The organism is Sphingorhabdus sp. SMR4y (genome assembly GCF_002218195.1).
In the GTDB taxonomy this organism is placed as follows: domain Bacteria; phylum Pseudomonadota; class Alphaproteobacteria; order Sphingomonadales; family Sphingomonadaceae; genus Parasphingorhabdus.
In genome coordinates, this window is sequence record NZ_CP022336.1 from 2,355,113 (window position 1) to 2,381,166 (window position 26,054).

The 26,054-nt window shown below is 59.7% G+C and carries 21 protein-coding genes; 5 read left to right on the forward strand and 16 right to left on the reverse strand.

The genetic code is table 11. The annotated features are described in order from the left end of the window. Positions 1-87: 87 nt before the first annotated feature. The 4 genes from SPHFLASMR4Y_RS11380 to SPHFLASMR4Y_RS11395 form a co-directional block, all read right to left on the reverse strand. Positions 88-1,242, reverse strand: coding sequence for an NAD(P)H-dependent flavin oxidoreductase (locus tag SPHFLASMR4Y_RS11380; protein WP_089133648.1), 1,155 nt, complete (start codon positions 1,240-1,242; stop codon positions 88-90). Positions 1,243-1,335: 93 nt separating this feature from the next. Continuing rightward, positions 1,336-3,333 (reverse strand): acetyl/propionyl/methylcrotonyl-CoA carboxylase subunit alpha, encoded by a 1,998-nt coding sequence (locus tag SPHFLASMR4Y_RS11385; RefSeq protein ID WP_089133649.1) that lies wholly within the window; start codon positions 3,331-3,333, stop codon positions 1,336-1,338. A 105-nt stretch (positions 3,334-3,438) separates the two neighbouring features. After that, entirely contained in the window at positions 3,439-4,251 is an 813-nt protein-coding gene (locus SPHFLASMR4Y_RS11390) for an enoyl-CoA hydratase/isomerase family protein (RefSeq protein ID WP_089133650.1), read from the reverse strand. 115 nt (positions 4,252-4,366) lie between these two features. Further along, complete coding sequence (locus SPHFLASMR4Y_RS11395) at positions 4,367-5,989, reverse strand: acyl-CoA carboxylase subunit beta (RefSeq protein WP_089133651.1); 1,623 nt, start codon at positions 5,987-5,989, stop codon at positions 4,367-4,369. Positions 5,990-6,110: 121 nt separating this feature from the next. On the opposite strand from SPHFLASMR4Y_RS11395, the gene SPHFLASMR4Y_RS11400 reads away from it, so the two are divergent. Next, the gene (locus tag SPHFLASMR4Y_RS11400; protein ID WP_186265923.1) at positions 6,111-6,839 is read left to right on the forward strand and encodes a TetR/AcrR family transcriptional regulator; all 729 of its coding nucleotides are present in this window, start codon (positions 6,111-6,113) and stop codon (positions 6,837-6,839) included. A 52-nt stretch (positions 6,840-6,891) separates the two neighbouring features. On the opposite strand, the gene SPHFLASMR4Y_RS11405 is transcribed toward SPHFLASMR4Y_RS11400, so the two are convergent. From SPHFLASMR4Y_RS11405 to SPHFLASMR4Y_RS11415, 3 genes are all read right to left on the reverse strand, one after another. Next, complete coding sequence (locus tag SPHFLASMR4Y_RS11405) at positions 6,892-9,081, reverse strand: 3-hydroxyacyl-CoA dehydrogenase NAD-binding domain-containing protein (RefSeq protein ID WP_089133653.1); 2,190 nt, start codon at positions 9,079-9,081, stop codon at positions 6,892-6,894. Between the two features lie 55 nt (positions 9,082-9,136). After that, positions 9,137-10,351: an acetyl-CoA C-acetyltransferase gene (locus SPHFLASMR4Y_RS11410; RefSeq protein WP_089133654.1), complete on the reverse strand. Its 1,215-nt coding sequence runs from the start codon at positions 10,349-10,351 to the stop codon at positions 9,137-9,139. 140 nt (positions 10,352-10,491) lie between these two features. Next, positions 10,492-11,652: an acyl-CoA dehydrogenase family protein gene (locus SPHFLASMR4Y_RS11415; RefSeq protein WP_089133655.1), complete on the reverse strand. Its 1,161-nt coding sequence runs from the start codon at positions 11,650-11,652 to the stop codon at positions 10,492-10,494. A 153-nt stretch (positions 11,653-11,805) separates the two neighbouring features. On the opposite strand from SPHFLASMR4Y_RS11415, the gene SPHFLASMR4Y_RS11420 reads away from it, so the two are divergent. After that, positions 11,806-12,372 carry an NADPH-dependent FMN reductase gene (locus SPHFLASMR4Y_RS11420; protein WP_089133656.1) on the forward strand — a complete coding sequence of 189 codons (567 nt, stop codon included), beginning with the start codon at positions 11,806-11,808 and terminating at the stop codon, positions 12,370-12,372. 226 nt (positions 12,373-12,598) lie between these two features. Here the strand turns inward: SPHFLASMR4Y_RS11420 and SPHFLASMR4Y_RS11425 are convergent, their stop codons facing one another. The 5 genes from SPHFLASMR4Y_RS11425 to SPHFLASMR4Y_RS11445 all read right to left on the reverse strand — a co-directional run bounded on the left by SPHFLASMR4Y_RS11425 (position 12,599) and on the right by SPHFLASMR4Y_RS11445 (position 18,813). Then, positions 12,599-15,115 carry a TonB-dependent receptor gene (locus tag SPHFLASMR4Y_RS11425; protein WP_089133657.1) on the reverse strand — a complete coding sequence of 839 codons (2,517 nt, stop codon included), beginning with the start codon at positions 15,113-15,115 and terminating at the stop codon, positions 12,599-12,601. A 236-nt stretch (positions 15,116-15,351) separates the two neighbouring features. Next, the gene (gene udk, locus SPHFLASMR4Y_RS11430) at positions 15,352-15,972 is read right to left on the reverse strand and encodes a uridine kinase (protein WP_089133658.1); all 621 of its coding nucleotides are present in this window, start codon (positions 15,970-15,972) and stop codon (positions 15,352-15,354) included. After that, the gene (locus SPHFLASMR4Y_RS11435; RefSeq protein ID WP_089133659.1) at positions 15,969-16,913 is read right to left on the reverse strand and encodes an isopenicillin N synthase family dioxygenase; all 945 of its coding nucleotides are present in this window, start codon (positions 16,911-16,913) and stop codon (positions 15,969-15,971) included. Before SPHFLASMR4Y_RS11435 ends, udk begins: the two co-directional genes overlap by 4 nt. A 57-nt stretch (positions 16,914-16,970) precedes the next feature. Next, on the reverse strand, positions 16,971-18,203 hold the full coding sequence (locus SPHFLASMR4Y_RS11440; protein WP_089134849.1) for a NupC/NupG family nucleoside CNT transporter: 1,233 nt from the start codon (positions 18,201-18,203) through the stop codon (positions 16,971-16,973). A 40-nt stretch (positions 18,204-18,243) separates the two neighbouring features. Next, positions 18,244-18,813 (reverse strand): TIGR00730 family Rossman fold protein, encoded by a 570-nt coding sequence (locus SPHFLASMR4Y_RS11445; RefSeq protein ID WP_089133660.1) that lies wholly within the window; start codon positions 18,811-18,813, stop codon positions 18,244-18,246. A 127-nt stretch (positions 18,814-18,940) separates the two neighbouring features. On the opposite strand from SPHFLASMR4Y_RS11445, the gene SPHFLASMR4Y_RS11450 reads away from it, so the two are divergent. Next, positions 18,941-19,582: a queuosine precursor transporter gene (locus tag SPHFLASMR4Y_RS11450; RefSeq protein WP_089133661.1), complete on the forward strand. Its 642-nt coding sequence runs from the start codon at positions 18,941-18,943 to the stop codon at positions 19,580-19,582. Positions 19,583-19,609: 27 nt separating this feature from the next. On the opposite strand, the gene SPHFLASMR4Y_RS11455 is transcribed toward SPHFLASMR4Y_RS11450, so the two are convergent. From SPHFLASMR4Y_RS11455 to SPHFLASMR4Y_RS11470, 4 genes are read right to left on the reverse strand one after another with little or no spacing between them, the layout of a single operon-like run. Further along, positions 19,610-20,203 carry an NTP transferase domain-containing protein gene (locus SPHFLASMR4Y_RS11455; protein ID WP_145955524.1) on the reverse strand — a complete coding sequence of 198 codons (594 nt, stop codon included), beginning with the start codon at positions 20,201-20,203 and terminating at the stop codon, positions 19,610-19,612. After that, positions 20,200-20,667, reverse strand: a complete 468-nt coding sequence (locus SPHFLASMR4Y_RS11460) for a c-type cytochrome (protein WP_260806951.1) — start codon at positions 20,665-20,667, stop codon at positions 20,200-20,202. Before SPHFLASMR4Y_RS11460 ends, SPHFLASMR4Y_RS11455 begins: the two co-directional genes overlap by 4 nt. Before the next feature lie 13 nt (positions 20,668-20,680). Continuing rightward, complete coding sequence (locus tag SPHFLASMR4Y_RS11465; RefSeq protein ID WP_089133663.1) at positions 20,681-22,888, reverse strand: xanthine dehydrogenase family protein molybdopterin-binding subunit; 2,208 nt, start codon at positions 22,886-22,888, stop codon at positions 20,681-20,683. Between the two features lie 3 nt (positions 22,889-22,891). Continuing rightward, positions 22,892-23,371 carry a (2Fe-2S)-binding protein gene (locus tag SPHFLASMR4Y_RS11470; RefSeq protein WP_089133664.1) on the reverse strand — a complete coding sequence of 160 codons (480 nt, stop codon included), beginning with the start codon at positions 23,369-23,371 and terminating at the stop codon, positions 22,892-22,894. Positions 23,372-23,682: 311 nt separating this feature from the next. Here SPHFLASMR4Y_RS11470 and SPHFLASMR4Y_RS11475 point away from each other — a divergent pair, with 311 nt between their 5' ends. Further along, positions 23,683-24,879, forward strand: coding sequence for an acyl-CoA dehydrogenase family protein (locus SPHFLASMR4Y_RS11475; protein ID WP_089133665.1), 1,197 nt, complete (start codon positions 23,683-23,685; stop codon positions 24,877-24,879). A gap of 24 nt (positions 24,880-24,903) precedes the next feature. Then, on the forward strand, positions 24,904-26,037 hold the full coding sequence (locus SPHFLASMR4Y_RS11480) for an acyl-CoA dehydrogenase family protein (protein WP_089133666.1): 1,134 nt from the start codon (positions 24,904-24,906) through the stop codon (positions 26,035-26,037). Positions 26,038-26,054 lie beyond the last annotated feature (17 nt).

Here is a 26,054-nt window from a genome sequence, read left to right on the forward strand (position 1 = left end):
CCTCTATCCCGGCCCTGTCTCTGCAGAGCGCGGCCGACCATATGGCGCAACCGGACCTTCGACAAGCTCAGGATGGATAGGGGACCATCAGTCCTCCAGATTGCCAGCAAGCCGCTCATAAGCGGTCAGGAAATCTTCCTTGAAGCCCTGCACCACCTGTCCCGCCGTCATCTGTTCGTTCATCAGCCCGACGCCCTGCCCGACCCAATAGGTGGCGAGGTCCCTGGCGCCCTGATTGTCGCCCTGACTCAGCTTGTCGAGCACCCGCAGCGGCGGTTCCGCGACCAGAGACTGCAACGGCATCGGCAGCGGTGATGGCGCGTCTTCCGCCTGCCACGCGTCGGTCCAGGGCGAGCGCAATTGCCGCGACGGTTTGCCGGTGCGCGAGCGGGCGCGCACCGTGTCGCGGGATGTGGCGGCAAGCATCTTCTCTTTCACCACCGGATTGGTCTCTGCCTCGACCGTGGTCAGCCAGACCGATCCGCACCAGACGCCGCTCGCGCCCATGGCCATGGCCGCGGCCATCTGCGCGCCGGTGGCAATGCCACCCGCCGCGAGCACTGGCGTGTCGTCGCCAATCTGTGCCAGCGCGTTGCAGATTTCGGGAATCAGCACCATGGTCGAGATATCGCCGGTATGGCCACCGGCCTCGCCGCCAACCGCGATGATGATGTCGACACCGGCGGCGACCTGACTCATCGCATGGTCGCGCGTCCCGACCAGCGCCGCGACGGGAACCCCGTGCTTCTGACCCATGTCCAGCATGACCTGCGGCGGAATGCCAAGGGCATTGGCGATCAGCTTGATCGGATGGCGGAACGCGACTTCTAATATTGCCTCAGCCGTGCCGCCGCGGAGATTGTCGGTAAAGGCGACCTGTTCCCGGCGGACTGCTTCGATGTCTCCGGCGATCCGTCCGGTGTCGACGCCATGGCGTTGCAATATGTCGTTGGTGAATTGCTTATGTTTTTCCGGTATCGCGGCCAGAACGGCTTCCGGATCGGGCCGTTCGCCTTTGCCTTCAACCTTGTTCGGGACGATGATATCCAGACCATAAGGCTTGCCGTCGACATTCGCATCGATCCAGCTGAGCTCCTCCTCGAGCGTTTCCGGTGAACAGTTCACGCCGCCGAACACACCCATACCGCCAGCGCGGGAGACCGCCGCAACGACATCGCGGCAGTGGGAGAAAGCGACCAACGGGAACTCGATTCCGAGCATGTCGCAGATTTTATTGTTCATTGTTGGGTCTCCTCATTGCCGTTCGCCCTGAGCCTGTCGAAGGGCCCTTGGCGGTCAATCGTACTTCGACAAGCTCAGCACGAACGGTCTTTATCAACTATCGGTTTCTTCAGCTTCATCGGCGACAATTTCCAGGATCAGGTCATCGGCTGCAATCTGCTGGCCGGCTGTCGCGGCGATGGTTTCGACCGTGCCGTCAATCTCGGCCAGTATTTCATGCTGCATCTTCATCGCCTCGAGCACGGCCAGCTTGTCGCCCTTGGCCACCTGCGCGCCGGCTTCCACCAATATCTCGAGCAACAGCCCGTGCATCGGCGCGACCACGGTGCCGCCACCACCGGCGTCTTCCATGGCGCTGAGGCCGGTCAGATCGGTGACGGTCAGCGAGCGGTCGGGCAGCGCCAAATAAAGGGTGCGATGGTCGTCATAATAGATCGCCTCGAGCGTGCGGCCGTCGACCCGCAATTTCGCGCGATCGACGTTCAGGCTTAGCAGGATAATCTCTGCAGCCTCTGCGCCTGCACGGACCCGGTAATGGCCGGGCTTGTCGACATGGACATGGATGGTCTGGGCATCCTCGCCATCGGCATATTGCGTAACCGTTTCCAGCGCGCCGGTGTTCGACCAGTCGAGCATTTCCGGATTGACGTTGAGCGCCAGCCGGTGCGCCGCCTGTTGCCGTAGCTTGTGATGGATGACAGCGGCGATCGCGTAAGAGGCGAAATCATGGCCGCCGAGATCGACCCCGTCCTCCCCGTAATTTTCGGCGATAAAGGCGGTGGTCGCCTCCCCGGTCACAAAGTCCGGTTTGTCCAGGGCATCGATCAGGAAGTCGCGATTGGTCTTCGGACCGAATAGCGCGGTTTCCGACAGCGCCTTGATCATCCGCCGGCGGGCTTCGTCGCGGGTTGCGCCATGGGTGATGATCTTGGCGACCATCGAATCGTAAAAGGGCGACACTTCGCCGCCGCTCTGGATACCGCTGTCGACCCGCGCGAGGGTGGAAGGTTTCCACAAGTGTACCGGGCCAGTACTGGGCAGAAAATCATCCGCCGGATCCTCGGCATAGAGGCGGACTTCCATCGCGTGACCGCTAAGCGAGATGTCCTGTTGCTCAAGACCAAGCAAGTCGCCTGACGCAACTTTGAGTTGCAGCGCCACAAGATCGAGTCCGGTCACTTCCTCGGTGACCGGATGCTCGACCTGCAGGCGGGTGTTCATTTCGAGAAAATAGAAGCCGCCCGACTGGTCGAGCAGAAATTCGACCGTGCCGGCGCCGATATAATCCACCGCTTTCGCCGCCTCGACCGCCGCTGCGCCCATTTGCGCGCGCAATTCTGGCGTCATGACGGGGCAAGGGGCTTCCTCGATCACCTTCTGGTGGCGGCGCTGGACCGAACAGTCGCGCTCGCCAAGGTGGATGGTGTTGCCGTGGCTGTCGGCAAAGACCTGAATCTCCACATGGCGCGGCTTGATGATCGCCTTTTCGAGGATCAGCTCGCCATTGCCAAAGGCATTTTCCGCTTCCGACCGCGCCAGCTTGATCGCATTGGGCACGTCTTTCAGATCGTGAACCAGCCGCATCCCTCGCCCCCCGCCGCCAGCCGCTGCCTTGACCATCAGCGGCACGCCGATCTTGTTGGCTTCGGCGATCAGCACATCGTCTGCCTGATCATCACCCTGATAGCCGGGCACGCACGGGACGCCGGCGGCGATCATCGCGCGTTTCGACCGGGCCTTGTCGCCCATCACGTCGATCGCCTTTTCCGGCGGGCCGACAAAGATGATATCGGCCTCGGCGCACGCCTTGGAAAAGGCGGCATTTTCCGAAAGGAAACCATAGCCGGGATGTATGGCATCCGCGCCCGTGTCCCTCGCCGCCTGAATGATAGTGTCGATCAGCAGATAGGATTCATTGACCGGAGCCGGTCCGATACGCACGGCATCATCCGCCATTTTGACATGGGGCGCGTCCGCGTCCGCATCGGAATAGACCGCAACCGTGCGCATGCCCTGCGCCTTGGCGGTGTGCATCACGCGGCAGGCGATTTCGCCGCGATTGGCAACCAGGAGTGTGTTTATTCGGGTCATTTTAATTTCCTTCACCCCGTTCGTGCTGAGCCTGTCGAAGCATGGCCTTGTGCCAGCTGTCCTTCGACAAGCTCAGGACGAACGGAAGAATTTGCGAATATCTGCTCATTCCGGTTTCACCACCCAATTGGGTTTGCGTTTCTCGAAGAAACTGGCGACGCCTTCCTTGGCCTCGTCGCTGACCATGCGGTCGGCGAAATTCTCTGCGGCCAGGCGGATCACTTCCTCGCGCGGCTGGCCGGCGATCTGGCCGAGCAGTTCCTTGGTCGCCGCAATGGCGCCGGGCGCTGCGCCCAGAACCTGTTTGCGCAATTGCATTTCAATGGCTTCGAGGCCGGTGACATCGTCGGCGATGAAATCGGCAAAGCCCAGTTCGTGCGCCTCGCTTCCGTCAAACCGTGCGGCGGTCAGCATCAGCCGGCGGCCGGTGGCATAGCCGAGCTTCTGGATCACGAACGGGGATATCTGCGCCGGTGTTACGCCAATAGCGGTCTCGGTCATTGCGAAGCGCGCTCCGCTTTCGCAAATCACCACATCGGCGCAGCAGGACAGACCAAAGCCGCCGGCCATAGCGGCGCCTTCGATCAAGACAATCACCACCTGGGGAGCATTGTTGACCAGGTCGAAAATCTCCGCTGCGCCGCTCGACATCTTGATGATTGCCGCGCGGTCGCCGCTCTGCTGGAAATTCTCTTTGAAATTCTTGAGATCCGCGCCGGCGCAGAAGACGCCGCCGCGACCCCGCATGGTGATGCCGCGGACAGTACGATCTTTGCGTATGCTTTTTAGCACATCGGCCAGTTCGGCGACCAAAGCGTCGCTCAGCGCGTTGCGGTTCTCCGGCTGGTTGAACCAGATGGTGAGCCAGCCGTTTTGGAGCTCGAGTTCCAGTGTTTGGGTGGTGGGGAGATCGGTCATGGTCTGTATCCCGTTCTGTGCTCCGGCCCCCGAGCCGGAGCTCTGGCGTCGGCAGCATTGCGCGGCGAGAGCACCGCATCAAGTGCGGAGCACAGCGTGATCGTCGCCGCGATGCTCATATCCGCGCCACCCCGAAGGCATTGGGATGCAGTGTCCGGTTTTGCGCCTCGAAAATTGTTTCCAGCGCAAAGCCAAGGACCTTGCGGCTGTCGCGTGGATCGATCACACCGTTGTCGAGTATCCGGCCGGAGGTGAAGAAGGCGCTTTCCTGCGCTTCGAAAATATCCTTGATCCGCTGTTCCTGTTTGGCAATCGCGTCTTCGTCCGGCTCCACGCCCTTGCGCTTCGCCTGCACCCGCGCGACATGGCTCATTGTATTGGCCGCCGATGCCCCCGCCATGACGCCGGTCTTGGCATTGGGCCAGCTGAACAGGAAATCGGGTTCGAAGGCGACACCGCTCATGCCGTAATTGCCGGCACCAAAGCTCGCACCGATATAAAGAGCCAGTTTCGGCACCCGGACGTTGGAGACCGCCTGGATCATCTTGCTGCCCAGCTTGATCATGCCCTTATGCTCGGACTCGGTGCCGACAATATAGCCGGTGGTATTGTTGAGGAAGATGATCGGCAGTTCCGACTGGTCGCAGAGCTGCAAGAAATGCGTGGCCTTGGCCGCCGCTTCGGGGTCAAACGGGCCGTTGTTGCCGATCAGGCCGACCGCATGGCCCATGATGCTCGCCTGCATGCAGACGGTGCCGGGGCCATAGCGCGGCTTGAATTCCTCGAAATCGGAACCGTCGACGATCCGTGCTGCGACTTCGCGCACATCATAGGGAATGGTATAGTCGACCGGCACCACGCCCGCGATCTCGTCAATATCATAGACGGGCTCTTCATAGTCATTGCGGCGGATCGGGGTGGTATTCTTGTTCCAGTCGAGCCGCCCCATGGTTTCGCGGGCAATGGCAATGCCATGGGCGTCGTCATCGGCAAGATATTCCACGCTGCCGGTGGTTGATGCGTGCATTTCCGAGCCGCCCAGTTCGCGGTCATTGGCAACCTCTCCGGTGGCGGCATGGACAAGGGCTGCACCGCCCAGCGCGGCCATGCCATTGTCGCGAATGCCGATCACATAATCCGACATGCCGGGCATATAGGCGCCGCCTGCGGTCGAAGGTCCGTGTAACACGACCATGGTCGGAATGCCCGCCGCGCTCAGCCAGGCGAGGTTCCGGAACAGCATGCCGCCATGGGCCCACAGTTCGACCTTATATTCCATCAGGTTCGCACCCGCGCTTTCGACCAGATGGATGAACGGCAATTTGAGATCCTGGGCGATTTTCTGCGCGCCCTTGCTGGCGTCCCAGCCGCCGGTGGTGGCCGCGCCGGCGCGAATACCGCTGTCATCGACCCAGATCATGCAGCGCACGCCTTTGACAAAGCCGATGCCCAGGATCACGCTGCCGCCCGGGATGCTGGTCTCGGGATTGCTGTCCTCGACCAGATAATTGGCCATATTGTATAGCTGCAGCCACGGCATGCCGGGATCGAGCAGACGTTTCAGTCGCTCGTGCGGCGTCAACTGGCCGCGTTTTTCAAAAGTCGGCCGGCGTTTTTCCGAGGCTGCGATGGCCCGGTTCTCGAGGCTGCGCAAATGATCGATCAGCGCCAGCATATCCTTGCGATTCTGGGCAAAACCTTCCGAACCGGTGACAATTTTCGATTTGAACTGGGGCATTTTCAGGACGCCTTTGCGGGGAATGGCTTGGCCGAATAATGGCTATTTGACACGTTGAGTCTCCTATGGCTATTTGAATAGCATTCGGTATTTTCGAGTCAAGCTCATTAAAGGACAGATTTTGGCGACTAAAGCGGTCAATCCGGAAACCCAGCGGGCCAAGCTGGAGCGCAAGGAACGGGCGATTCTCGGTGCGGCGCGCGCCATTTTCGTCGAACATGGCTTTGACGGCGCGCGCATGTCCGAGATCGCGCGGCGGGCGGGGATCGGCGAAGGCACGATATACAGCTATTACGAATCCAAGGCGGAACTGATGCTCGCGGTGTTGCAGCAGTTCTGGGATGTGCTGACCCGCGAGGCCGAAGCGGTCATGGCGTCAACACAGGCAGAAGATTTTGCCGGCCGGTTGCGCGCCTTGGCCGAATATCATCTGAACACGGTGATCGTGAACGCCGACTTCATCAACCTGAGCTTTGCGCTGCGCCGCAACAACAGCGAGGTCAGCATGTCACGCGACCATCTGCGCCACTATGTCACGGTTTTCGACCAGCTGTTCCGGCGCGGGCAGGATCGCGGCGAGTTGCGCCGGGATGCGGTGTTGTGGCAGGCGCGGGATATCTTCTACGGCAGCCTCGAATATAGCGCGCGATCGATCGAGATGACTATCGACGAAGACCGGGCGGAACGGCAGCAAGGCCCGGTGGTCGATCAGATGGTGGCCCTGTTTCGGGCGCATTATGGTACGGACCGCGACGGACCAGCTGCGGACGGCGGGGATTTCAAGCAGCTGTCCCGGCAGATCGAACAGCTCGACGCGAAACTCGAGGCCCTGACAAAACGGCTTTCCTGACGGGCAAAAAAGAGCGCCCGAAGGCGCTCTTTCTTGTCGTTTCTGATTTCGCTCAAGCCGCTTTGTAGAAGCTCTCGCCGGCGTCCGCTTTCTCGCGGAAGCTCATCGGCGGCTTGAACCGCTCGCCATATTTCTGCGCGAGATTGTCGGCGATGCGGACAAAATTGTCGACACCCATCGTGTCGATATGGCTCATCGGGCCGCCGGTCCAGGGCGCGAAGCCCCAGCCGAAGATCGCGCCCAGATCGGCGGATTGCGGATCGCTGACAACTTCCTCGTCGAAACATTGCGCGGTGGCGATCAGCTGGATGAACATCAGCCGCTGCTTGACCTCTTCGACATCCGGCTGTTCTTCGGCCAGCGGGAAATGGTCGGCCAGGCCGGGCCACAGTTTCTTGGAGCCGTCTTCGGCATATTCGTAGAAGCCGCCGCCGAAGCGCCGTCCGCGCCGGTCGATCTTGTTGACCATGATCTCCATCAGATCCTCGGTGCCGCTCGGGACATAGGCATCGCCCATCTCTTCCTTGGTCGAAGTCATGATGTCATAGCCAAGCTGCAGGGTGGTTTCATCAACTACTGCCAGCGGTCCGATCGGCATGCCCATGGCGATGGCTGCATTTTCGATCAGCGCCGGTTTTACGCCTTCCGCTACCATGAGCATCGCTTCATTGGCATAAGGCGGGAACACGCGGTTGGTGTAGAAGCCGCGGACATCCTTGACCACGATCGGCACCTTGCGGATTTTCGCATTATAGTCGAGTGCGACCGCCAGAGCCTTGTCACCGGTTTCGGCGCCAGGAATGATTTCAAGCAGTGGCATTTTCTCGACCGGCGAGAAGAAATGCATGCCGATAAACTGGTCGGGCCGCTCGCTGTTCTTGGCCAGGCCGGTAATCGGCAGGGTCGAGGTGTTCGAAGCAAAGACGACATCCTTGCCGATGACCGCTTCGGCCTTCTTGATCACGTCGGCCTTGACGTCGGGCCGCTCGAACACGGCTTCGATGATCAGGTCGACATCTTTCAGGTCGTCATAATTGTCGGTCGGGGTGATCCGCGCCATGAAGGCGTCGGCCTTTTCCTGCGTCATCTTGCCGCGTTTCACGCCCTTGTCGACGATCTTCTGGCTGTAATCGATGGCCTTCTGCGCTTCTTCCATATTGCGGTCGAGGACGATGACATTCATGCCGCCCTTGGCTGTTACATGGGTGATGCCCGATCCCATCAGGCCGGCACCGAGAACGCCGACGGTCTTGATATCGGACGGCGGAACACCTTCCGGACGCGCCGCGCCTTTCTCCGCTGCCTGCTTGTTGATGAACAGGGTGCGGATCATGTTCTTCGCCTGAGGGCCGCTAAGCAATTTGGTGAAATATTTGCTTTCGACGCGCAATGCGGTGTCGATCGGCAACATGGAACCTTCGTAGAGGCAGGACAGGATTGCCTTGACCGCTTCGAAATTGCCCTTGCTCTGCTTCAGCGCCATCGCCGAGGAACCGAGATAGAGCGGAACGGCGCGGGGATCCATCGATCCGGCGCCGCCGGGGAACTTATAGCCCTTCCTGTCCCATGGCGCAGAGGCCTTGGGATTGGCCTTGACCCACGCTTTCGCCTTGGCAACCACCTCGTCGACCGGGACAACTTCATCAACAATCTTCTGCGCGAGCGCAGCCTGCGGGTTCATCGGCTGACCGGTCATGATCGCCATGCCTGCGGCCTGCAAGCCTGCGAGACGGGGCAGGCGCTGGGTGCCGCCGCCGCCGGGCAGCAGGCCAACCTGCACTTCGGGCAGACCGAGCTGAATCTTCGGATGATCGGCGCAAACGCGATAGTGGCAGGCCAGTGCCAGTTCGAGACCGCCACCAAGGGCCAGTCCGTTCAGCGCGCAGGCTACCGGCTTGGCGTGGGCGGTTCCCTTGAGCAGTTCCTTGGCCGTATGTCCGCCAGTTTCCATGCGGCGCAGCATGCCGTTCAATTCCCAGGCGCCCTCAAAGGCCTCGGCCATGCTGTCGGCCTTGGATGCGCCGAGCATGTTGAGATCGGCGCCGGCGAGGAAGCCGGATTTCTTGCCCGATGTGATCACCGCGCCCTTGATCGCGTCGTTGCTGATCAGCTCTTCGGTAAAGCCCTTGAAATCGGCGATCAGCGCCTGGTTCCAGACGTTCATTGACTGGCCGGGCAGATCGATCGTGACCAGGGCGATGCCGTCGCTGTCGATATCGACGGTAAATGTTTCGTAGCTCATATTCTTTTCCTTATTTTCCCATCCTGTGCTCCGCCGCAGGGGCGGAGGACGAAAATCAGTTCACGCGTTCGATAATCGTGGCGATTCCCATGCCGCCGCCGATACACAGCGTCGAAAGAGCGGTGGACTTGCCGGAACGTTCGAGTTCGTCGAGCGCGGTGCCCAGAATCATTGCGCCGGTTGCGCCGAGAGGATGGCCCATGGCGATCGCGCCGCCATTGACGTTGATATCGCCATGGTCGACCTTCATCGCATCCATGAAACGCAGGACAACGGCAGCAAATGCCTCGTTCAATTCCCACAGGTCAATGTCGTTCGCGGTCATGCCGGCGCGTTCGAGCGCCTTTTTCGCGGCGAATTCGGGACCGGTGAGCATGATCGTCGGTTCCGAACCGATGGAAGCCATCGAAATGATCCGGGCGCGTGGCTTCAGACCGTATTTTTCGGCGGCTTTTTCGTTGCCGATCAGTACCGCCGCCGAACCGTCGACAATGCCGGAGCTGTTGCCGGCGTGGTGGACGTGGTTGATCTTTTCAACATCGGGATGCTTGAGAATCGCGACATCGTCGAAGCCGGGCATCTGTTCGCCCATCATCTGGAAAGCCGGGCCGAGCGCGCCGAGTGACTGCATGTCGGTTTCGGGCCGCATCAGTTCGTCATGATCGAGCACGACTTCTCCGATGACATCGCGGATCGGCAGAATCGATTTGGCGAAGCGCTTCTCGTCCCAGGCCCTGGCGGCGCGCTTCTGACTCTCGACTGCGTAGGCATCGACATCATCGCGGCTATAGCCATATTTGGTGGCGATCAGATCGGCGGAAATGCCCTGCGGAACGAAATATTCCTGAAAGACGAGGGAAGGATCGGCCATGCCGCCGAGGCCATCGCTACCCATCGGAATGCGCGACATGGATTCGATCCCGCCGCCGATCGCCAGATCGGTTTCGCCGGAGCACACCTTGCCAGCTGCGATATTGACCGCTTCGAGGCCGGATCCGCAGAAGCGGTTGACCTGAATCGCCGAGGTGGTGTCGGCATAGCCGGCTTTCAGCGCCGCCATGCGGCTGATGACCGCGCCCTGCTCGCCGACGGGAGAGACGCAGCCAAAGGCGATGTCCTCGACTTCATGGCCTTCTAGCTCGTTGCGATCATTGATCGATGCCAGCACCTGGGCTGACAGATCGAGAGCGGTGATTTCATGCAGGGCGCCGTCGTTGCGGCCCTTGCCGCGCGGGGACCGCACTGCGTCATAGATAAAGGCTTCGGTCATAAGGGGTTCCTCTCACTGGAAGAATTGGAAGGATGTTGCACAATGCTAATGGTGCAGTGCAGCACAGTCAAGCAGTTTACGTAAACGTCAAGCAAGACCGGGGGCGACTCGCCCCCGGAACTGCATAATTCTGTTATAAACTATTCGAGGATCGATTGATATTTCTGGCTGAAAACGTCGCGTCCGACGATGTAGCGCATGATCTCGCTCGACCCGGCATAGATGCGGCTCATCCGGGCGTCGGTGAAGATCCGGCTGATTTCATATTCCTTCATATAGCCGGCGCCGCCGTGCAGTTGCAGTCCGAGATCAGCCATTTCCCATTCGATTTCGCTGCCCAGCATCTTGCCCTTGGCGGCCATATTGGCCGTCAGGCCACCCTGATTGTGGATATCGACGCATTGATCGACATAGACCTGCAGCATGTCGATTTTCGCATCCATTTCGGCCATTTTGAACTGGGTATTCTGCATATCTGACAATTTCTTGCCAAAAACATCCCGTTCCATGACAAATTCGCGTGTCACGTCAAAAGCCCGCCGCGCTGTGGCAGCATAGCCAACCATCGCGATCAGCCGCTCTTCGGCCAGCCCTTCCATCAGATGGATGAAGCCCTTGCCCGGCGTGCCCAGCGTGTTTTCCTTGGGTATCTTGACGTTGTTGAAAAACAGCTCGGCAGTATCTTGCGCATGCAGCCCGATTTTTTCCAGATTCTGTCCGCGTTCGAATCCTTCCATCCCGCGCTCGAGGATCAGCAGCACCATCGCATGCTTGTCATCAACCCCGTCGATCTTGGCCGCGACAATCACCACATCGGCATTGATGCCGTTCGAGATATAGGTTTTTGATCCATTGAGCAGCCAATGGTCGCCCATGTCCTTGGCCGTGCTCTTCATGCCCGAAAGATCGCTGCCGGCGCCCGGTTCGGTCATCGCGACGGCGAGAATCGTCTCGCCGGTCACGCATTTCGGCAGAAAACGTTCGCGCTGCTCTTCATTGCCGATATTCTGCAGATAGGGCCCGACCAACCTGCTGTGCAGCGTGTTATACCACTCGCCGCAGCCCGCCCGTGCGGTTTCCTCGATGATGATCTGTTCATAGCGGAAATCACTGTCGCCCATGCCGCCATATTTTTCATCCGGCCAGATCATCAGAAAGCCCTGGTCGCCGGCCTTCTTGAATATTTCGCGATCGACAATTCCGGCTTCGCGGAATTCGTCCATCCGTGGCGCGACTTCATCGGCGAGAAAACGGCGATAGGCATCGCGGAACATATGCTGTTCTTCGGTAAATTTACGCATGGGAAATTCCTTTTGTCTGAGGAGAGAAAAGCGCGCTCGAGGCTCGCGATTTGCGACCGGTCATAATGACGCGAGTTTAATCGGTCAATTAAGAAAGAAAGTCGCTGCACAAGACCGTTGCAATTGCCCTTCAATCCTCGTTATGGCGTTCCCGTGAAACAGACAAAAAAACCGTTCATCCTTGGCATTGGTGGAACCACCAGTGCCTCATCCTCGACCGAAGTCGCGCTCGCGATTTCCCTGCAAGCCGCCGCAGATGCCGGAGCAGAAACCGAATTGTTCGGGTCGGACCGCCTGATGGCGCTGCCCCATTACCGGTCCGATCCGGCCGGTCTAAACCAGACCGGCAAGGAATTTGTCGAACTGGTCCGCCGCGCCGACGGCTTTCTGATTTCCAGCCCCGGTTACCACGGCACCATCTCCGGTCTGGTGAAAAACGCGATAGATTATATCGAGGAAACATCGACCGATGATCGCGTCTATCTGGATGGCTTGCCGATCGGCCTGATCGTGACCGCTTACGGCTGGCAGGCGGTTGGCAGCACGCTCGCGGCCCTGCGTTCGATCGTTCACGCCCTGCGCGGCTGGCCGACTCCGCTGGGCGTTGGAATCAATGCTTCGGGCGGAATGTTCAGCCAGGGCGTCTGCACCGACGAATCGGTGAATGACCAGCTGAAGATGGTCGCCCAGCAGGTTATGCTGCGAGCCGAAGCGCGCTAGACCGTTTCGGCTGGCCTGTGCCCGACAGGGGCGGCCACCGCTTTACATCGTCTCCAGAATTTCACCGGGCCTCCGGCCTGTAACCGCTGCGCGCAAGAGATTCGCGCCATGCTGAGACCGCCGGACCCGCAATGAAAAACGGCGGCGCCTTTCAGCACCGCCGTTGTCCTGTCATTTCCGGGCCCGCCATGATGGTCGATCACAGCGGGCCGATTGGCTTTACGTCCTAGTAGCCGAAGATCAGCGAAATGCTCGCCGCGCGCGGTGCGCCGATCTGGACGAATGGCGAATTGCCATCGAGATCGCCGCCAAAGCCGCCGACATAGAGTTCGTCGAACAGGTTGGTCACGTTCAACTGCAGCGCAACATCATCACCGAAAGGATTCTGTGTGATCGTCCAGCGCAGGTCGAGATCGACCAGCGTGTAGCCGCCAACAGACCGTTCGTTGGTGTCATTGACCCAGCGCTTGCCGGTATGCTTGACCTGAGCGCCCAGTTCGAAGTCGCCGAACTGCTGCTGCACACGTGCACCAACGGTCCAGAGCGGGGCTCCGCTTTCGTTCTTGCCTGCCGTCAGGGCAAAGATCGGATCGCCAACCGCGGTACACTGGGCAACGCCATCGGTTACGTCAGTCGCAGAGCAGACATCGGTCTGTACATTGTCCTTGATTTCCGATTCGTTGATCGAGCCGAAGACATAGACCATCGTTGCTGGTGTCGGTGACCAGGCAACCGAGGCATCGAGACCATATTTGTCTACACGACCGAGGTTCCGGAATACCGATTCATCAAGAATCGGATCATAGGACGATGCCAGTCGGTTATTGTAGCGCGTAAACCAGCCAGCGAACTGGGCCTGGATATTTCCGCTCTGATACCGGAGCCCGAGATCGAGGCTGTCGGTTGTTTCAGGTACCGGCTGAACACCCGGCGCATCTTCCGGGAAGTAGAGCGAGTCATAGAGCGGATCGGTAGCCGGGACCGAAAGCCCCTTGGCGTAGTTTGCAAATACCGATGCGCTGCCGAAAGCGTAAGTCAGGCCGATGTTAGGCAGGATATCGTCATATTTATAAGTACGTGACTGTGGCACAGCCGAACCGGTGACGGTGTTGGTCGCTGCATCATAAGTATATGGGTTGGCCGCTTCATACGCCGCGCTGACGCCGCCCACGCAATCGAGGAAACCGCTTGCCGATGTGGTATAGCAATTCTGGTTCAGTTCGCGCTTGAAGAATGGCGCCCGCAGACCGAGTACCGCGGTGAGATCACCAAAGGTGCCGCGATATTCACCGGAAATCTGGTGCAGGGTTGCATAAGACTGCCGGTCGCGCTTGTTGAGTTCGAAGCCGTCGACGGTCACCAGTCCGTCGTTGACCGGGAAAACATCGGCAATTTCACCATTGAGAAGGGCAACCGAGGTCTGGCCGGTCTGACGGTGGTTGGCATCGTCATAGGTGTAGGCGAGACGGAAACGGTGATCCGGGTTGAGCTCGTAGGAGAGGTTGGAGATCACGCCGAAACGCCGGGTGCGGGTCTGGCTTGGATCGTTACCGGTTACTTCGTCAAGCGTATCGCCGTCGCCATTGAGGTCGCGGCCGAAATAATAGCGTCCACGAATGAAGCCGGTCATTTCAACACCGCCAACGTTGCGGGTCTGCTCGAGCAGTTCTTCGTCACCGCCGCCATTGGCTTTTACATATTGAAAGCTTGGATCGACCGTAAGAATCAGGCCGTCGGTCAAAGTGAAACGCGATGCGCCACGGATGTTGCCGGTGTTCGACGGGTTGTAGCGACGATCAAATTCCGCGCCGCAATTATTGTCCACCTGGGCGGTGCCGGCTTGCGGCAAGTCGACCGTGCAGGGATAGTTGATGTCGTAGAACCGGTCTGCCTTGGTTGTCGGGAAGCTGTCCAGGGAGAAGGAACCGAAGAAGTTGTTCCGGTTTTCATTATAATGGCCGGCGACGGCGATGAAGTCGCCATTGCTGCCGATATCCTGCCAGATACGGCCGTTATACTGCTGCTTTTCGACAATGCCGTAGTTGTTGAACGGGTTGTTGTAACGCGTGTAGCTGGCCGAAACGAAAGCCTTGGTGCCGAAACCGGTGATATCGCCGGTGTCGATCATGCCGAAGCCACGAACATAGAGCCGGTCGCGGTTGCCTTTGTCACCTTCGGCAAAGGTGCTGCCGGTCGAAAGCGTTCCGGTCAGCTTGAAATCGTCGCTGGGTTCGCGGGTGCGAAGGTTGATCGTGCCGCCAACGGCAGAAGCGGTCGGGCTATCAACGTCGGTCACGCCAAGGTTGACGTTGACCTGCTCGATGATTTCCGAATCGACCTGCTGGTTGGTGTACAGCGCATAGTTGCCCGAATCGTTGAGCGGCAGGCCGTCAAGCGTCTGCGAAATGCGATCATCGCTGAAGCCGCGGATGGTGAACGAACCGCCCGAAGAGCCCCAGGGGTCATTGTTCTGGAAGCTGACACCCGGAACGAGGTTGACGATATCATTGACCGTCTGGCCGGGGCGCTGGCGCCGGATGATTTCTTCTTCGAGAACCTGTTTCGCTTTTGGCGTGTTGGGAATTTCTACCCCGCCAACGTCGCTTGATCGACCGCCGGTAACGACAATAACGTCATTTTCGAAGTCCCGCGTACCGGTGGACTGTGCCGACGCCGACGTGGCCATCAGGCCAGCCGTGGAAAGGCTGACGACACTGGCAGCCAAAAGATATTTGATTTTCATGATATAACTTTCCTGTTCATGAACCGCATTGGAGGAGGTGTTTTATGGTGAATGCTGGCGAATTAATTGCGCTGCCAGACCTGAGCACGAGCAGCCCTAGGGGCCATTAGTGACAGTTTTATATCATTTGAATCGTCAAATGCCGCAGTGCAGCATTTTGCATTGGGAATGCTCTGGCTGGGGGTCTCTATCGTTGTATAAGAAGGTTCGCATCCAGTGCGAAACGTCTGCCTATATCACTGATTTTGCGCTGTTAATTTTGACAAGATCAGGCGAAGCGGTTGTTCGTAATGCATTGCCGACTGTTGCGAATTTATCACGATGTCGGCATGAATTTTCGACGGTTCGACATGTAAATCGTGCATCGGCCCGACCTGATTGGCGAATTGTTCCTGCACCGACTGCTCGGTTCGGCCGCGTTCGCGAACATCGCGTGCGATTCGGCGGGCAAATCGGGTTTCTGAATCGCATTCGACGAAGATGCTGAGGTCGAGCAGATCGCGCAGCGGCCGGTGCTGGAGAATCAATATACCGTCGAGCAGGATGACCGGCCGGGGTTCGGTGCGCCGGGTTTCCCCCTTGGGCATGTGGGTCGGGAAGTCATAGAGCGGGCGGTCGATCACCTGGCCGGATTTCAGTTGCGCAAGCTGCGTGCACAGCTTGTCAAAATCGACCGCATTGGGATGATCGAAATTGGGTCCGCCCTTGCCCTGCGGGGCATCGCCGAGACCGAAGAAATAATCATCCTGTGGCAGAATGACGCATTGATCGGGGCCGAGCGCTTCGAACAGCACCTGTGTCAGCGTGGATTTCCCCGAGCAACTGCCGCCGCTTATACCAACCACTTTTGCGGTCATGCCAGTCCGATTTCACGTAGCCGCTGCATCAGATAGTCGTGGGCGGTGATTGGTTCGGGGTAGAGATCCGGATGGGCGTCATCGATGCAACTCGGGAGCGTCTCGATCGCATAGTCGGGCCGGAAGTGGAGAAAGAAGGGCATCGAATAGCGGGAGAAACCCCGCCGTTCGGGCGCCGGGTTGACCACGCGATGGGTGGTCGAGGGCAAGCGGTTGTTAGTCAGCCGCTGCAACATGTCGCCGATATTGACCGCAAGCTCGCCGGGCTTCGGGGTAACCGCGCGCCAATTGCCCTGTTTGTCGAGCAGTTCGAGGCCGGCTTCCTCGGCACCGATCAGCAGCGTGATCGTGTTGATATCTTCATGCGCGCCGGCCCGGACCGCCGGCGAATCCTCCGGTACCGGCGGATAGTGGATCAGCCGCATTACCGAGTTGCCGTCGCGCACCGTGTCGACGAAAAAATCGGGAGCCAGTCCGAGAAAACGGGCGATCGCCTCGAGAATACGCGCGCCGGCCTTGTCGAATGCGGCAAACATTTCGAGATAGGTTTCGCGGAAGCCGTCGAGCTCCTTTGGCCAGATATTGGGCGGCATGTAGGATTCGAACGGATGGCCGGGCGGCAAATCGCGGCCGATATGCCAGAATTCCTTGAGATCGTGGATATTGCTATCCTTGGCGCTTTCGGTGCCGAACGGCGTGTAGCCGCGGGCGCCGCCGCCCCCGGGGATATGGTAGGACCGCTTCACCGCTTCCGGCAGCGCGAAAAAGGCGCGCGACATGGCTTCGGCGCGTGCGATCAGTTCGTTGGATATGCCGTGATCGGCGACCACCGCGAAGCCCCAGTCGGAAAAGCTGCGGCCGATGCGCTCGGCAAATGCGGCACTGTCCTCGTCCGCCATCGCCAGCGAAACGGCGGCCAATGTGTCTGGGTTCTGGGTCATGGTCTTAAAATGCGCTCTCGTGTTTCTTTGTCAATCGGGATGAGTCAGGCCGGCAAATCAGGCCAGCGACAGCAGGATGCCGGCGAGAGCCGCGCTCATCAGATTGGCGAGCGATCCGGCGGCGAGCGCGCGGAGGCCGAGCCGGGCTATCACCGGGCGCTGGTTCGGCGCGAGACCGCCGGTGACGGCAAGCTGGATCGCGATGCTGCTGAAATTGGCGAAACCGCACAGCGCGAAGATGACGATTGCATTGGTCAGCGGGGATATGCCCGCCTGTATCTTGCCGAGCTCGATGAAGGCGACAAATTCGTTGAGCACCACCTTGGTACCGAACAGCCCGCCGGCGTTCAGCGCCTCTTCCCAGGGCACGCCGATGAGATACATGATCGGCGCAAAAACATAGCCGATCACCTGCTGGAAGCTGAGTTCCGGATAGCCGAACCAGCCGCCGATGCCGCCGAGCAGGCCATTGGCCAGTGCAACCAAAGCGACAAAGGCAAGGACCATCGCGCCGACGGCCACCGCCAGCTTCACTCCGGTCTGCGCGCCCATGCCCGCGGCCATGATGATATTGGCCGGCTTTTCCTCTTCATATTCGACCGCGACGACCAGCTCTTCCGGCGCCGGGTCCTCGGGATTGTCCGGCATGATGATCTTGGCCATCATTATGCCGCCCGGCGCCGACATGAAGGCGGCGGCGAGCAGATAATCGATACGGATACCCATGGCAGCATAAGCGGCGAGAATCGTGCCCGCGACACCGGCCATGCCGACGCTCATCACGGTAAACAGCTGTGACTGGGTCAGGCTGGCGAGATAGGGGCGGATGACCAGCGGCGATTCGGACTGACCGACAAAGATATTGGCTGCGGCACAAAGCGATTCGACTTTCGAAATACCGGTGATTTTCTGGATGCCGCCGCCCACCCATTTGATGATGAACTGCATGATGCCGAGATAATAGAGGATCGAGATCAGCGCCGAGAAGAAGATGATCACCGGCAGCGCGGCAATCGCAAAACTGTTGCCGCCAATCGTCGGATCGGCGAGCGGACCGAAGATGAAATTGGTGCCGGCCGAGGCATAGCCCAGCAGATTGGAGACGCCGAAGGCCATCGCCTCGATCACCCGCTTGCCGGCCGGGATATAGAGCACGATCACGGCAATCCCGGCCTGCAGCGCAAAGGCGGCGCCGACCACGCGGAGACGGATATTCTTGCGGCCGGTCGACAGCGCGAGGGCAATCAGCAGGATCAGCGCCATGCCGGCAAGGCTTGTCAGGATCGGGATCATCGCATTCTTTCAGTCGCTGTTTCAGGTCGGACCCGGTTCACCAGGTAAAGCTGCCGGTTTCATTATTGCAGGCAGCGGCGAGCCGGTCGAGGCAGTCATCGATATTGTCGGAGACGATAAGATGCTTGCGCCGTTCGGCGGACACGAATCCCTGTTCCGACATTTTGTCGAGAAAATCGATCAGCGAATCCCAGTAGCCGCCGATATTCAATATCGCGAAGGGCTTGTTGTGATAGCCGAGTGCGTTCCAGCTCCAGGCCTCGAACAGCTCGTCCATCGTGCCGACGCCGCCGGGCAGGGCGACAAAGGCGTCGGTCAGATCGGTCATCTTGGCTTTGCGCTCGTGCATATTTCTGACGATATGCAATTCCGTGATGCCGGTGTGCGCGACTTCCAGATCTTTCAGCATTTCGGGAATAACGCCGTGGACGCGGCCGCCCTCGGCCAGCACCGTATCGGCGATAATGCCCATCAGTCCCAGCCTGCCGCCGCCGTAAACCAGTTCGACATCGCGCTTTGCCATGGCCTGACCAAGAAGAACCGTCGATTCGGCATAAGCCGGATCCTGTCCGGCATTGGCGCCACAATATACTGCCAGTCTCTGCAAATTATCCCCCGATGGCGCGACACCAAGGGCCGCGATCTGCTACATGTGATATTCTGTCCCCCTATAGAAAAAATCACACTTGTGACTATTTCTTTTTTTTCGCTGCCGATCGCGCTAGGCGTTCGCGATGACCGAATTATCGAAAACCAACCTCATCCCGCGATCCCTGTTTGTCTTTGCCGTGCTCTATGGCGGCATGACCTGTATCGCCGGAATATTGGGCGCGAAGCAGGTCGCGATCGGACCCCTCGCGGTGGAAGCGGGGATCTTTCCGTTTCTGTTGCTGGTGGTCCTGTCCAGCTCGGTTGCAGAACTGCATGGCCGGGATGTCGCGAACCGGCTGGTGCGTCTCGGCTTCGTGCCGCTGATTACCGCCATCGTCCTGATCCAGATCGTGCTGGCGTTGCCGACCGATCCGGGGATGTACGAACCGGCGAAAGAGGCCTTTCCGATCATATTGGAGCAGGGCGCACGGCTGATGTTCGCCGGGATTATCGCCTATGGCGTGTCACAGTTTCTCAACGTCTATATCTTCTCGCGGCTGGCGGCGATGAAAGGCCGGATGCTGGCCTTGCGCGCGGCGATTGCCAGCGCGCTGTCGCAGCTTGTCGATACCATCATCTTCATCACCATCGCCTTTTACGGCGAGCGGCCGATCGCGCAATTGCTGGTGGGCCAGGGCTCGGCGAAAGTGGCATTGTCCTTCCTGCTGGTGCCGTTCCTGATCGTGTTCTTCGTGAAACTGGGACAGCGGCTGGACCGCGACTGAGCGTGTTGCAGCGGGTGAGGGGTTGATTTACCGGAACAATCTGTTGGCTTCAGCGAGATCGTCTGTCGTGTCTATATCCATCAGCAGCTGATCGCTGCCTGCCACCAGAAGAGCGTCAGCCAAGAGCATGCGCGCGCCGGCATCGCCTCGCAATTTCAACAAATTGTCCAGCGCGCCCGACGGGAATATGGCCGGCGGCATTGCCTGTCCGCTGCGCGCCGATGCCACGGTCCTTGTTTCACCGGCCTGGTCGAAACGCTCGATCAGATTGCCGAGATGGCCGCTGGTCACGAAGGGCATATCGGCCAGCATGATGCAAAGGGCGCTGGCTCCAGCCTGCACAGCTTGCCGCGCGGCGAGCCGGACGGACGTCGACTGGCCGTCGGCAGCGGCGGCGTTGGCGATCGGTTGGTAACCCATAGCGCGCCAGCCCGCCGCACAGATATGGTCCGGCAATGCAATCACCAGCCTGTGCGAGAAGGGCATGTCTGCCGCCGCTGCAGCGCCGTGCAGGCCGAGCCTCTTGCCGCCCAGCAAGGCACCGAGCTTGTCCTGATCGCCAAATCGGTGCGATTGTCCGGCGGCCAGCAGCGCCAGCATCATCCCGGGGCGCGGGTTCAATTGGCGGTCACGCTTTCGATATAGGCAATGACGGCCTGTCGTTTTGACGGTTCCGCGATTGCCCCCGCGACCATCGTCGTACCGGGAATTTTACCGGCCGGGTCGGCAATGAAGCTGTCCAGTTCTGCCGCTGTCCAAACGATACCGGACGCCTTGAGCGCGTCCGAATAGGCAAAACCGGCAACCTCACCGGCGGCCTGTCCGACAATGCCGACCAGATTGGGGCCGACACCATTGGGCGCACCCTGTTCCAGACTGTGGCAGGCGGAGCAATTGGCAAAAGCGGCCTTCCCGTCGGCGATCAATGTGCTCGCCGGTGCGTCGGCCGGAGCAGCAGCAATGGCCGGTGCCGTGCCGGGTTCGCGGACGATGATCTGTTCGAGCGGTTCCGGTGCCGGGTCGCTGCCACAGCCAGCCAGGACGAACAGCGATGACAGAGCAGCAGCGCGAATATATTTCAGCATTTCAGGTCTCCGGTCAGGCAAAATCATGCTTGGCAATCGGCAGTTCGCGGAGCCGCTTGCCGGTCGCCGCAAAAATCGCATTGGTGACGGCGGGCGCGATCGGCGGCAGGCCCGGTTCGCCCGCGCCGCCAATCCGGTCATGATCGCCATTGATCAGCGCCACCTCGATTTCGGGCGTTTCGTTGATCCGCAGCATATTATAATCGTGGAAGTTGCTCTGCTGGACCGCGCCGTCCCTGACCGTGATCTCGCCGTATAGGGCGGCGGTCAGACCATAGGCAATGGCGCTTTCCATCTGCGCGATGACGGCATCCGGGTTCATCGCGAAACCGACATCGGCGCAACAATATACTTTCGTTACACGGGGTTTCGCGCCTGTCATATCCACTTCCGCCACCTGCGCCACGACCGAATTGAAAGAAGGAATGAAGGCGATGCCACGGCCATGGCCGTCGGGCATCGGACTGCCCCAATTGGCCATATCGGCGGCCTTGTTGAGGACGGCGAGATGGCGCGCTTCGCCGGCCAGCAATGTCTGGCGAAAGGCGAGCGGGTCTTTGCCGGCGGCATCCGCAAGCTCGTCGACAAAGGATTCGATGAACCAGCCCTGGTGGCTCTGGTCAACCGACCGCCACGGACCGAAACGCAAATGGGTCGGTGCATCGACCTTGCGGATCAACTTGTTGGGAATGGCATAATGTTTGATTTTCGCCGCTTCCTTGGGATCAAAGGAATGGACATGGATATTGGTCCAGCTGTCGAGATTGCCGGCGGCGTCGAAACCGGCGGCAAAGCGCGTGGAAGCTGACGGACGGAAAAGATCCTGCGCGACATCTTCCTCGCGTGACCATATCATCTTGACCGGATAGCCGGCCGCCTTGGCCAGCCGCGCCGCCATGATCGGGACGTCGGTGATCGAACGGCGCCCGAACCCGCCGCCGAGATATTGATTCTCGACATGCACATCATCGGCATCCATTCCCAGCGCTGCGGCAACATCGCGCCGCACCCCGATGGGATTCTGGGTGCCAAGCCACAGATCGCAGCGCCCGCCGGCGATGCGGGCGGCGCAATTCATCGGCTCCATCGTGGCGTGGGCCAGAAACGGCACCCGATAGTCTGCCTTGACGGTTTTTGCCGCATCGGCGAGTGCGCTTACAGCATCACCTTCTTCGATCTCGATATCGCCGCCGTCGCTGCCTGCGTCGTCCATCGCCTGCGCGTAGCGCGCAAATATGGCGTCGCTATCCAGCTCCTGGCCTTCGGCTTCGGAATAAGTGGTATCGATGGTGTTGAGTGCCTGCTGCGCCTGCCAATAGCCATCGGCAATGACCGCAACAAAATCGCCCATGTTCAAAATCTGCAGCACGCCCGGCATGGCTTTGGCGGTGCTTGCATCCATGCTGGTGACGCTTGCGCCGAGCACCGGCGGAGCCTTGACCGCTGCGTATTTCATACCTTCGATATCGACATCAATCCCAAAGCTTGCCGTGCCGTCGACCTTGGAGGGGATATCCTTGCGCGGCATCGGCTGGCCCATCAGCTTGAATTCACTGACAGTCTTGCGCTGCGGTTTGGCCGGCACGGGCTGCTTTGCAGCCGCCTCGGCCAGAGCGCCATAGGTCGCAGACCGGTTGGACGGCGCGTGGTTCACCATGCTGTTGGCGGTGGTGATCTCCTCGGCGGGAACGCCCCATGTCTCGGCCGCTGCGGCGATCAGCATTTCACGCGCGGCGGCGCCGGCGGTGCGGATGCTGCGCTGTCCGACGCCGCGAATGGAGAAACTGCCGCCGGTGATGGTCAGCGACAGCATATCAGCGAGCGCCAGAAAGCCGCCCTGCGCGGTGGGTTCCAGAATCGCCGGAACTTCCAGCTTGGGGGTCAGAAAATCCCGGACAATGTCGGCTGACGCATAAGTGCGCACACCGGGCGCTTCGAGCACGGCGACCGTATCCCAGTCTGCATCCAGTTCGTCGGCGAGCATCTGGGCGAGCACGCTGTGCGTGCCCTGGCCCATTTCGGCATGGGGCACGATCGCGGTGATCCTGTTGTCCGGCGCGATTTTAACCCAGCTGTTGAGCAATTGTTCGCCTTCGCCTCCGGCAATCGATGCCTTGAGTTCGTCGCTCGGATCGCCGGGCCGCACGGCAATGCCCACGACCAGGGCGCCGCCCGCAGCAACGCCGGCGCCGATGAATGCGCGTCTTGTCCATTTGCCCATGAGCTAGGCCTCCACTTTTGCGGGTTGTTCGCTATTCGCGGCGGCCTTGATCGCCTTGCGGATCCGTCCATACATGCCGCAGCGGCAGATATTGCCGGCCATGGCCGCATCAATCTGTGCATCGGTTGGCCGGGGATGTTTTTCCAGCAGCGCGGTTGCCGCCATGATCTGGCCGGACTGGCAATAGCCGCATTGCGGAACCTGCGCTTCGATCCACGTTTGCTGCACCTTGTGCAAGGTGCCGACTGCACCGGCAATGCCCTCGATGGTGGTAATGGACTTGCCTTCGGCGGCTGAAACCGGAGTCGAGCAGCTGCGCACCGGCTTGCCGTCGAGATGCACGGTGCAGGCGCCGCACTGAGCGATGCCGCAACCGAATTTGGTGCCGGGCAACTTCAAACTCTCGCGAACGACCCACAATATCGGTGTCGCCGGGTCGGCATCAACCTCCCGGGTCAGACCGTTGACGTTCAGCTTGATCATGGAAGTTTCACCCGAATATTTGAATAGCAATTTGCAATGGATAGCGAAGGGATTGTTGCAAGCCAAGTGGCCTTTGGGACATGGCATCGCCCGCGCATCAGTGGCAGGAAGGGGGCGACGCAATGTCCCTGAATATATTCTATGCGATCGGCAGCGCGCGGTTCATTGCGCTGTGATCCTCTCCGACTGGCGGACAGCAGATGCTCGCGATCCACGCTTGCCGTAGCGTCAGCTTAATTGCTCGGTTAATTGCTTGTTTTGCGCGGTTTTCAGCTTATAGTCCGGCCAAATTCTGACCAAGGAGCACTCCCATGAATCTGGAATTCACAGAAGAAGAAAAGGCCTTTCGCGCCGAAGTGCGTGACTTTATTGACAATAATTATCCGAAAGATATCGGGACTCGCGGTGTTCAGGATGAACTGAGTCCCGAGGACATGCTCGCCTGGCACAAGATTCTCGGCAAAAAGGGCTGGTCGGTTCCGGCCTGGCCAACGGAATATGGCGGCACCGGCTGGACGCCGACGCAGCGCTATATCTGGGGCGAGGAAAATGCCCGGAAAAACACGGTCATGCCGCTGCCCTTCGGCGTTTCGATGGTTGGCCCGGTGATCTACACATTCGGCAATGAAGAACAGAAAGCCGAACATCTGCCCGGCATCCGTTCGGGCGATGTATGGTGGTGCCAAGGCTATTCCGAGCCCGGCGCCGGTTCCGATCTGGCTTCGCTGAAGACCACCGCGGTGCGTGATGGTGACGATTATATCATCAACGGCCAGAAGACCTGGACGACGCTGGCGCAGCATGCCGACTGGGGGTTCTTCCTGTGCCGCACTGACCCGGATGCACCGAAACCGCAAATGGGTATCAGCTTCATTCTCGTCGACATGAACACGCCGGGCATTGAAGTGCGCCCGATCAAGCTGATCGACGGCGGTTACGAGGTCAACGAAGTATGGCTGACCGATGTCCGCGTACCGGCGACCAATCTGATCGGCGAAGAGAATAAGGGCTGGACCTACGCCAAGTTCCTACTGGCGCACGAACGCTCCGGCATCGCCGGCGTCGCGCGGTCGAAACGTGGTGTCGAACAGCTCAAGGAAATTGCTGCCTCGGAAATGCTCGACGGCAAGCCGCTGCTCGAGGATATGGGGTTTGCACAGAAGATCAGCCAGCTGGAGATCGATCTCTCGGCGCTGGAAATCACCGAACTGCGGACGCTGGCCGGCGAACAGGCGGGCAAGGGGCCGGGACCGGAAAGCTCCCTGCTCAAGGTCAAGGGGACGGAAATCCAGCAGCGGCTGACCGAGCTGACGCTGGAAGCGGTCGGCCATTATGGCGCGCCCGATTTCCGCAGCTTCCCGGATGACGGGTCGAACGACTTCCCGATCGGTCCGGACTATGCCCATCACGCGGCGCCGACCTATTTCAACATGCGCAAGACGTCGATCTACGGCGGGTCCAACGAGATCCAGCGCAACATCATCACCAAAATGATCCTCGGCCTTTAACCGGACCGACAGAGGGGAATTATCATGGATTTCGATTTTACCGACGAACAGAATATGGTGCGCGACGGCATTTCACGCCTGATCCGCGAGGAATATGATTTCGATACGCGTCGCAGCGTTGTCGCAAGCGAATCCGGCTGGCGGCCGGAACTGTGGGCACAGCTCGCCGAACTGGGCATGCTGGCGGCCCCGTTTTCGGAAGAAGATGGCGGCTTTGGCGGCGCCACCGAAGCGATGATCATAATGGAAGAATTCGGCAAGGGCCTGGCGGTCGAACCGTTCGTTCCATCGGTGGTCTGCGCTGGCGGGGCCCTGAAACATGGCGGCAATTCGGCGCAGCGTGAAGAATATATCGGCGGCATCATTTCCGGCGAGATGGTGTTTGCCTTTGCCTATGCCGAACCGCGCGGACGCTATGATCTCGCCAATCTGGAAACCACGGCCAAGGCCGATGGCGGCGATTATGTCATCAACGGTCACAAGGCGGTTGTCATTGGCGCGCCCTGGGCGACGCATCTGGTTGTCACCGCGCGCACGTCGGGCGGACAGAGCGACAAGGACGGTGTCTCCGTGTTCATCGTCGACAAGGCGGCACAGGGCGTCAGCACCCGCGACTATGCGACGGTCGACGGCCGCCGCGCTTCGGAAGTCTATTTCGAAAATGTCAAAGTTTCGGGCGATGCCCTGATCGGCGATGCGGGTAACGGCCTGCCCCTGATCGAGAAGGTCGTTGACGAAGCGACCGCAGCGGTTTGCGCCGAAGCGGTTGGCGCGATGAAGGTGACCCATGAAACCACCGTCGACTATTCACGCCAGCGCAAACAGTTCGGCACGCCGATCGGATCCTTCCAGGTGTTGCAGCATCGGATGGCCGACATGCTGATGGAATATGAGCAGTCGGTATCGATGTGCTATCTGGCGACGATCAAGCTCGACGAGGATGACGCGACGCGCAAGAAGAATGTCTCCGCTGCCAAGGTTCGTATCGGCCAGGCCGCGCGCTTCATCGGCCAGTCGGCGATCCAGACCCATGGCGGCATGGGCATGACCGACGAACTGGCAGTGGGCAGCTATTTCAAGCGGCTGTCGATCATCGAGGGCGAATTCGGCAGCGTTGATCATCATATGCGGCGGCACATTGCGCTGACAGCGGGCTAGGAGAACAAAACCGTTCG

Excerpts from the sequence above, each read along its gene's own strand:
- SPHFLASMR4Y_RS11405 (WP_089133653.1), bottom strand. The coding sequence starts at position 9,081 with ATGAGCTACGAAACATTTACCGTCGATATCGACAGCGACGGCATCGCC.
- SPHFLASMR4Y_RS11460 (WP_260806951.1), bottom strand. The coding sequence starts at position 20,667 with ATGCTGAAATATATTCGCGCTGCTGCTCTGTCATCGCTGTTCGTCCTG.
- SPHFLASMR4Y_RS11410 (WP_089133654.1), bottom strand. The coding sequence starts at position 10,351 with ATGACCGAAGCCTTTATCTATGACGCAGTGCGGTCCCCGCGCGGCAAG.
- SPHFLASMR4Y_RS11415 (WP_089133655.1), bottom strand. The coding sequence starts at position 11,652 with ATGCGTAAATTTACCGAAGAACAGCATATGTTCCGCGATGCCTATCGC.
- SPHFLASMR4Y_RS11390 (WP_089133650.1), bottom strand. The coding sequence starts at position 4,251 with ATGACCGATCTCCCCACCACCCAAACACTGGAACTCGAGCTCCAAAAC.
- udk (WP_089133658.1), bottom strand. The coding sequence starts at position 15,972 with ATGACCGCAAAAGTGGTTGGTATAAGCGGCGGCAGTTGCTCGGGGAAA.
- SPHFLASMR4Y_RS11470 (WP_089133664.1), bottom strand. The coding sequence starts at position 23,371 with ATGATCAAGCTGAACGTCAACGGTCTGACCCGGGAGGTTGATGCCGAC.
- SPHFLASMR4Y_RS11475 (WP_089133665.1), top strand. The coding sequence starts at position 23,683 with ATGAATCTGGAATTCACAGAAGAAGAAAAGGCCTTTCGCGCCGAAGTG.
- SPHFLASMR4Y_RS11425 (WP_089133657.1), bottom strand. The coding sequence starts at position 15,115 with ATGAAAATCAAATATCTTTTGGCTGCCAGTGTCGTCAGCCTTTCCACG.
- SPHFLASMR4Y_RS11450 (WP_089133661.1), top strand. The coding sequence starts at position 18,941 with ATGACCGAATTATCGAAAACCAACCTCATCCCGCGATCCCTGTTTGTC.
- SPHFLASMR4Y_RS11385 (WP_089133649.1), bottom strand. The coding sequence starts at position 3,333 with ATGACCCGAATAAACACACTCCTGGTTGCCAATCGCGGCGAAATCGCC.
- SPHFLASMR4Y_RS11435 (WP_089133659.1), bottom strand. The coding sequence starts at position 16,913 with ATGACCCAGAACCCAGACACATTGGCCGCCGTTTCGCTGGCGATGGCG.
- SPHFLASMR4Y_RS11395 (WP_089133651.1), bottom strand. The coding sequence starts at position 5,989 with ATGCCCCAGTTCAAATCGAAAATTGTCACCGGTTCGGAAGGTTTTGCC.
- SPHFLASMR4Y_RS11480 (WP_089133666.1), top strand. The coding sequence starts at position 24,904 with ATGGATTTCGATTTTACCGACGAACAGAATATGGTGCGCGACGGCATT.
- SPHFLASMR4Y_RS11465 (WP_089133663.1), bottom strand. The coding sequence starts at position 22,888 with ATGGGCAAATGGACAAGACGCGCATTCATCGGCGCCGGCGTTGCTGCG.
- SPHFLASMR4Y_RS11380 (WP_089133648.1), bottom strand. The coding sequence starts at position 1,242 with ATGAACAATAAAATCTGCGACATGCTCGGAATCGAGTTCCCGTTGGTC.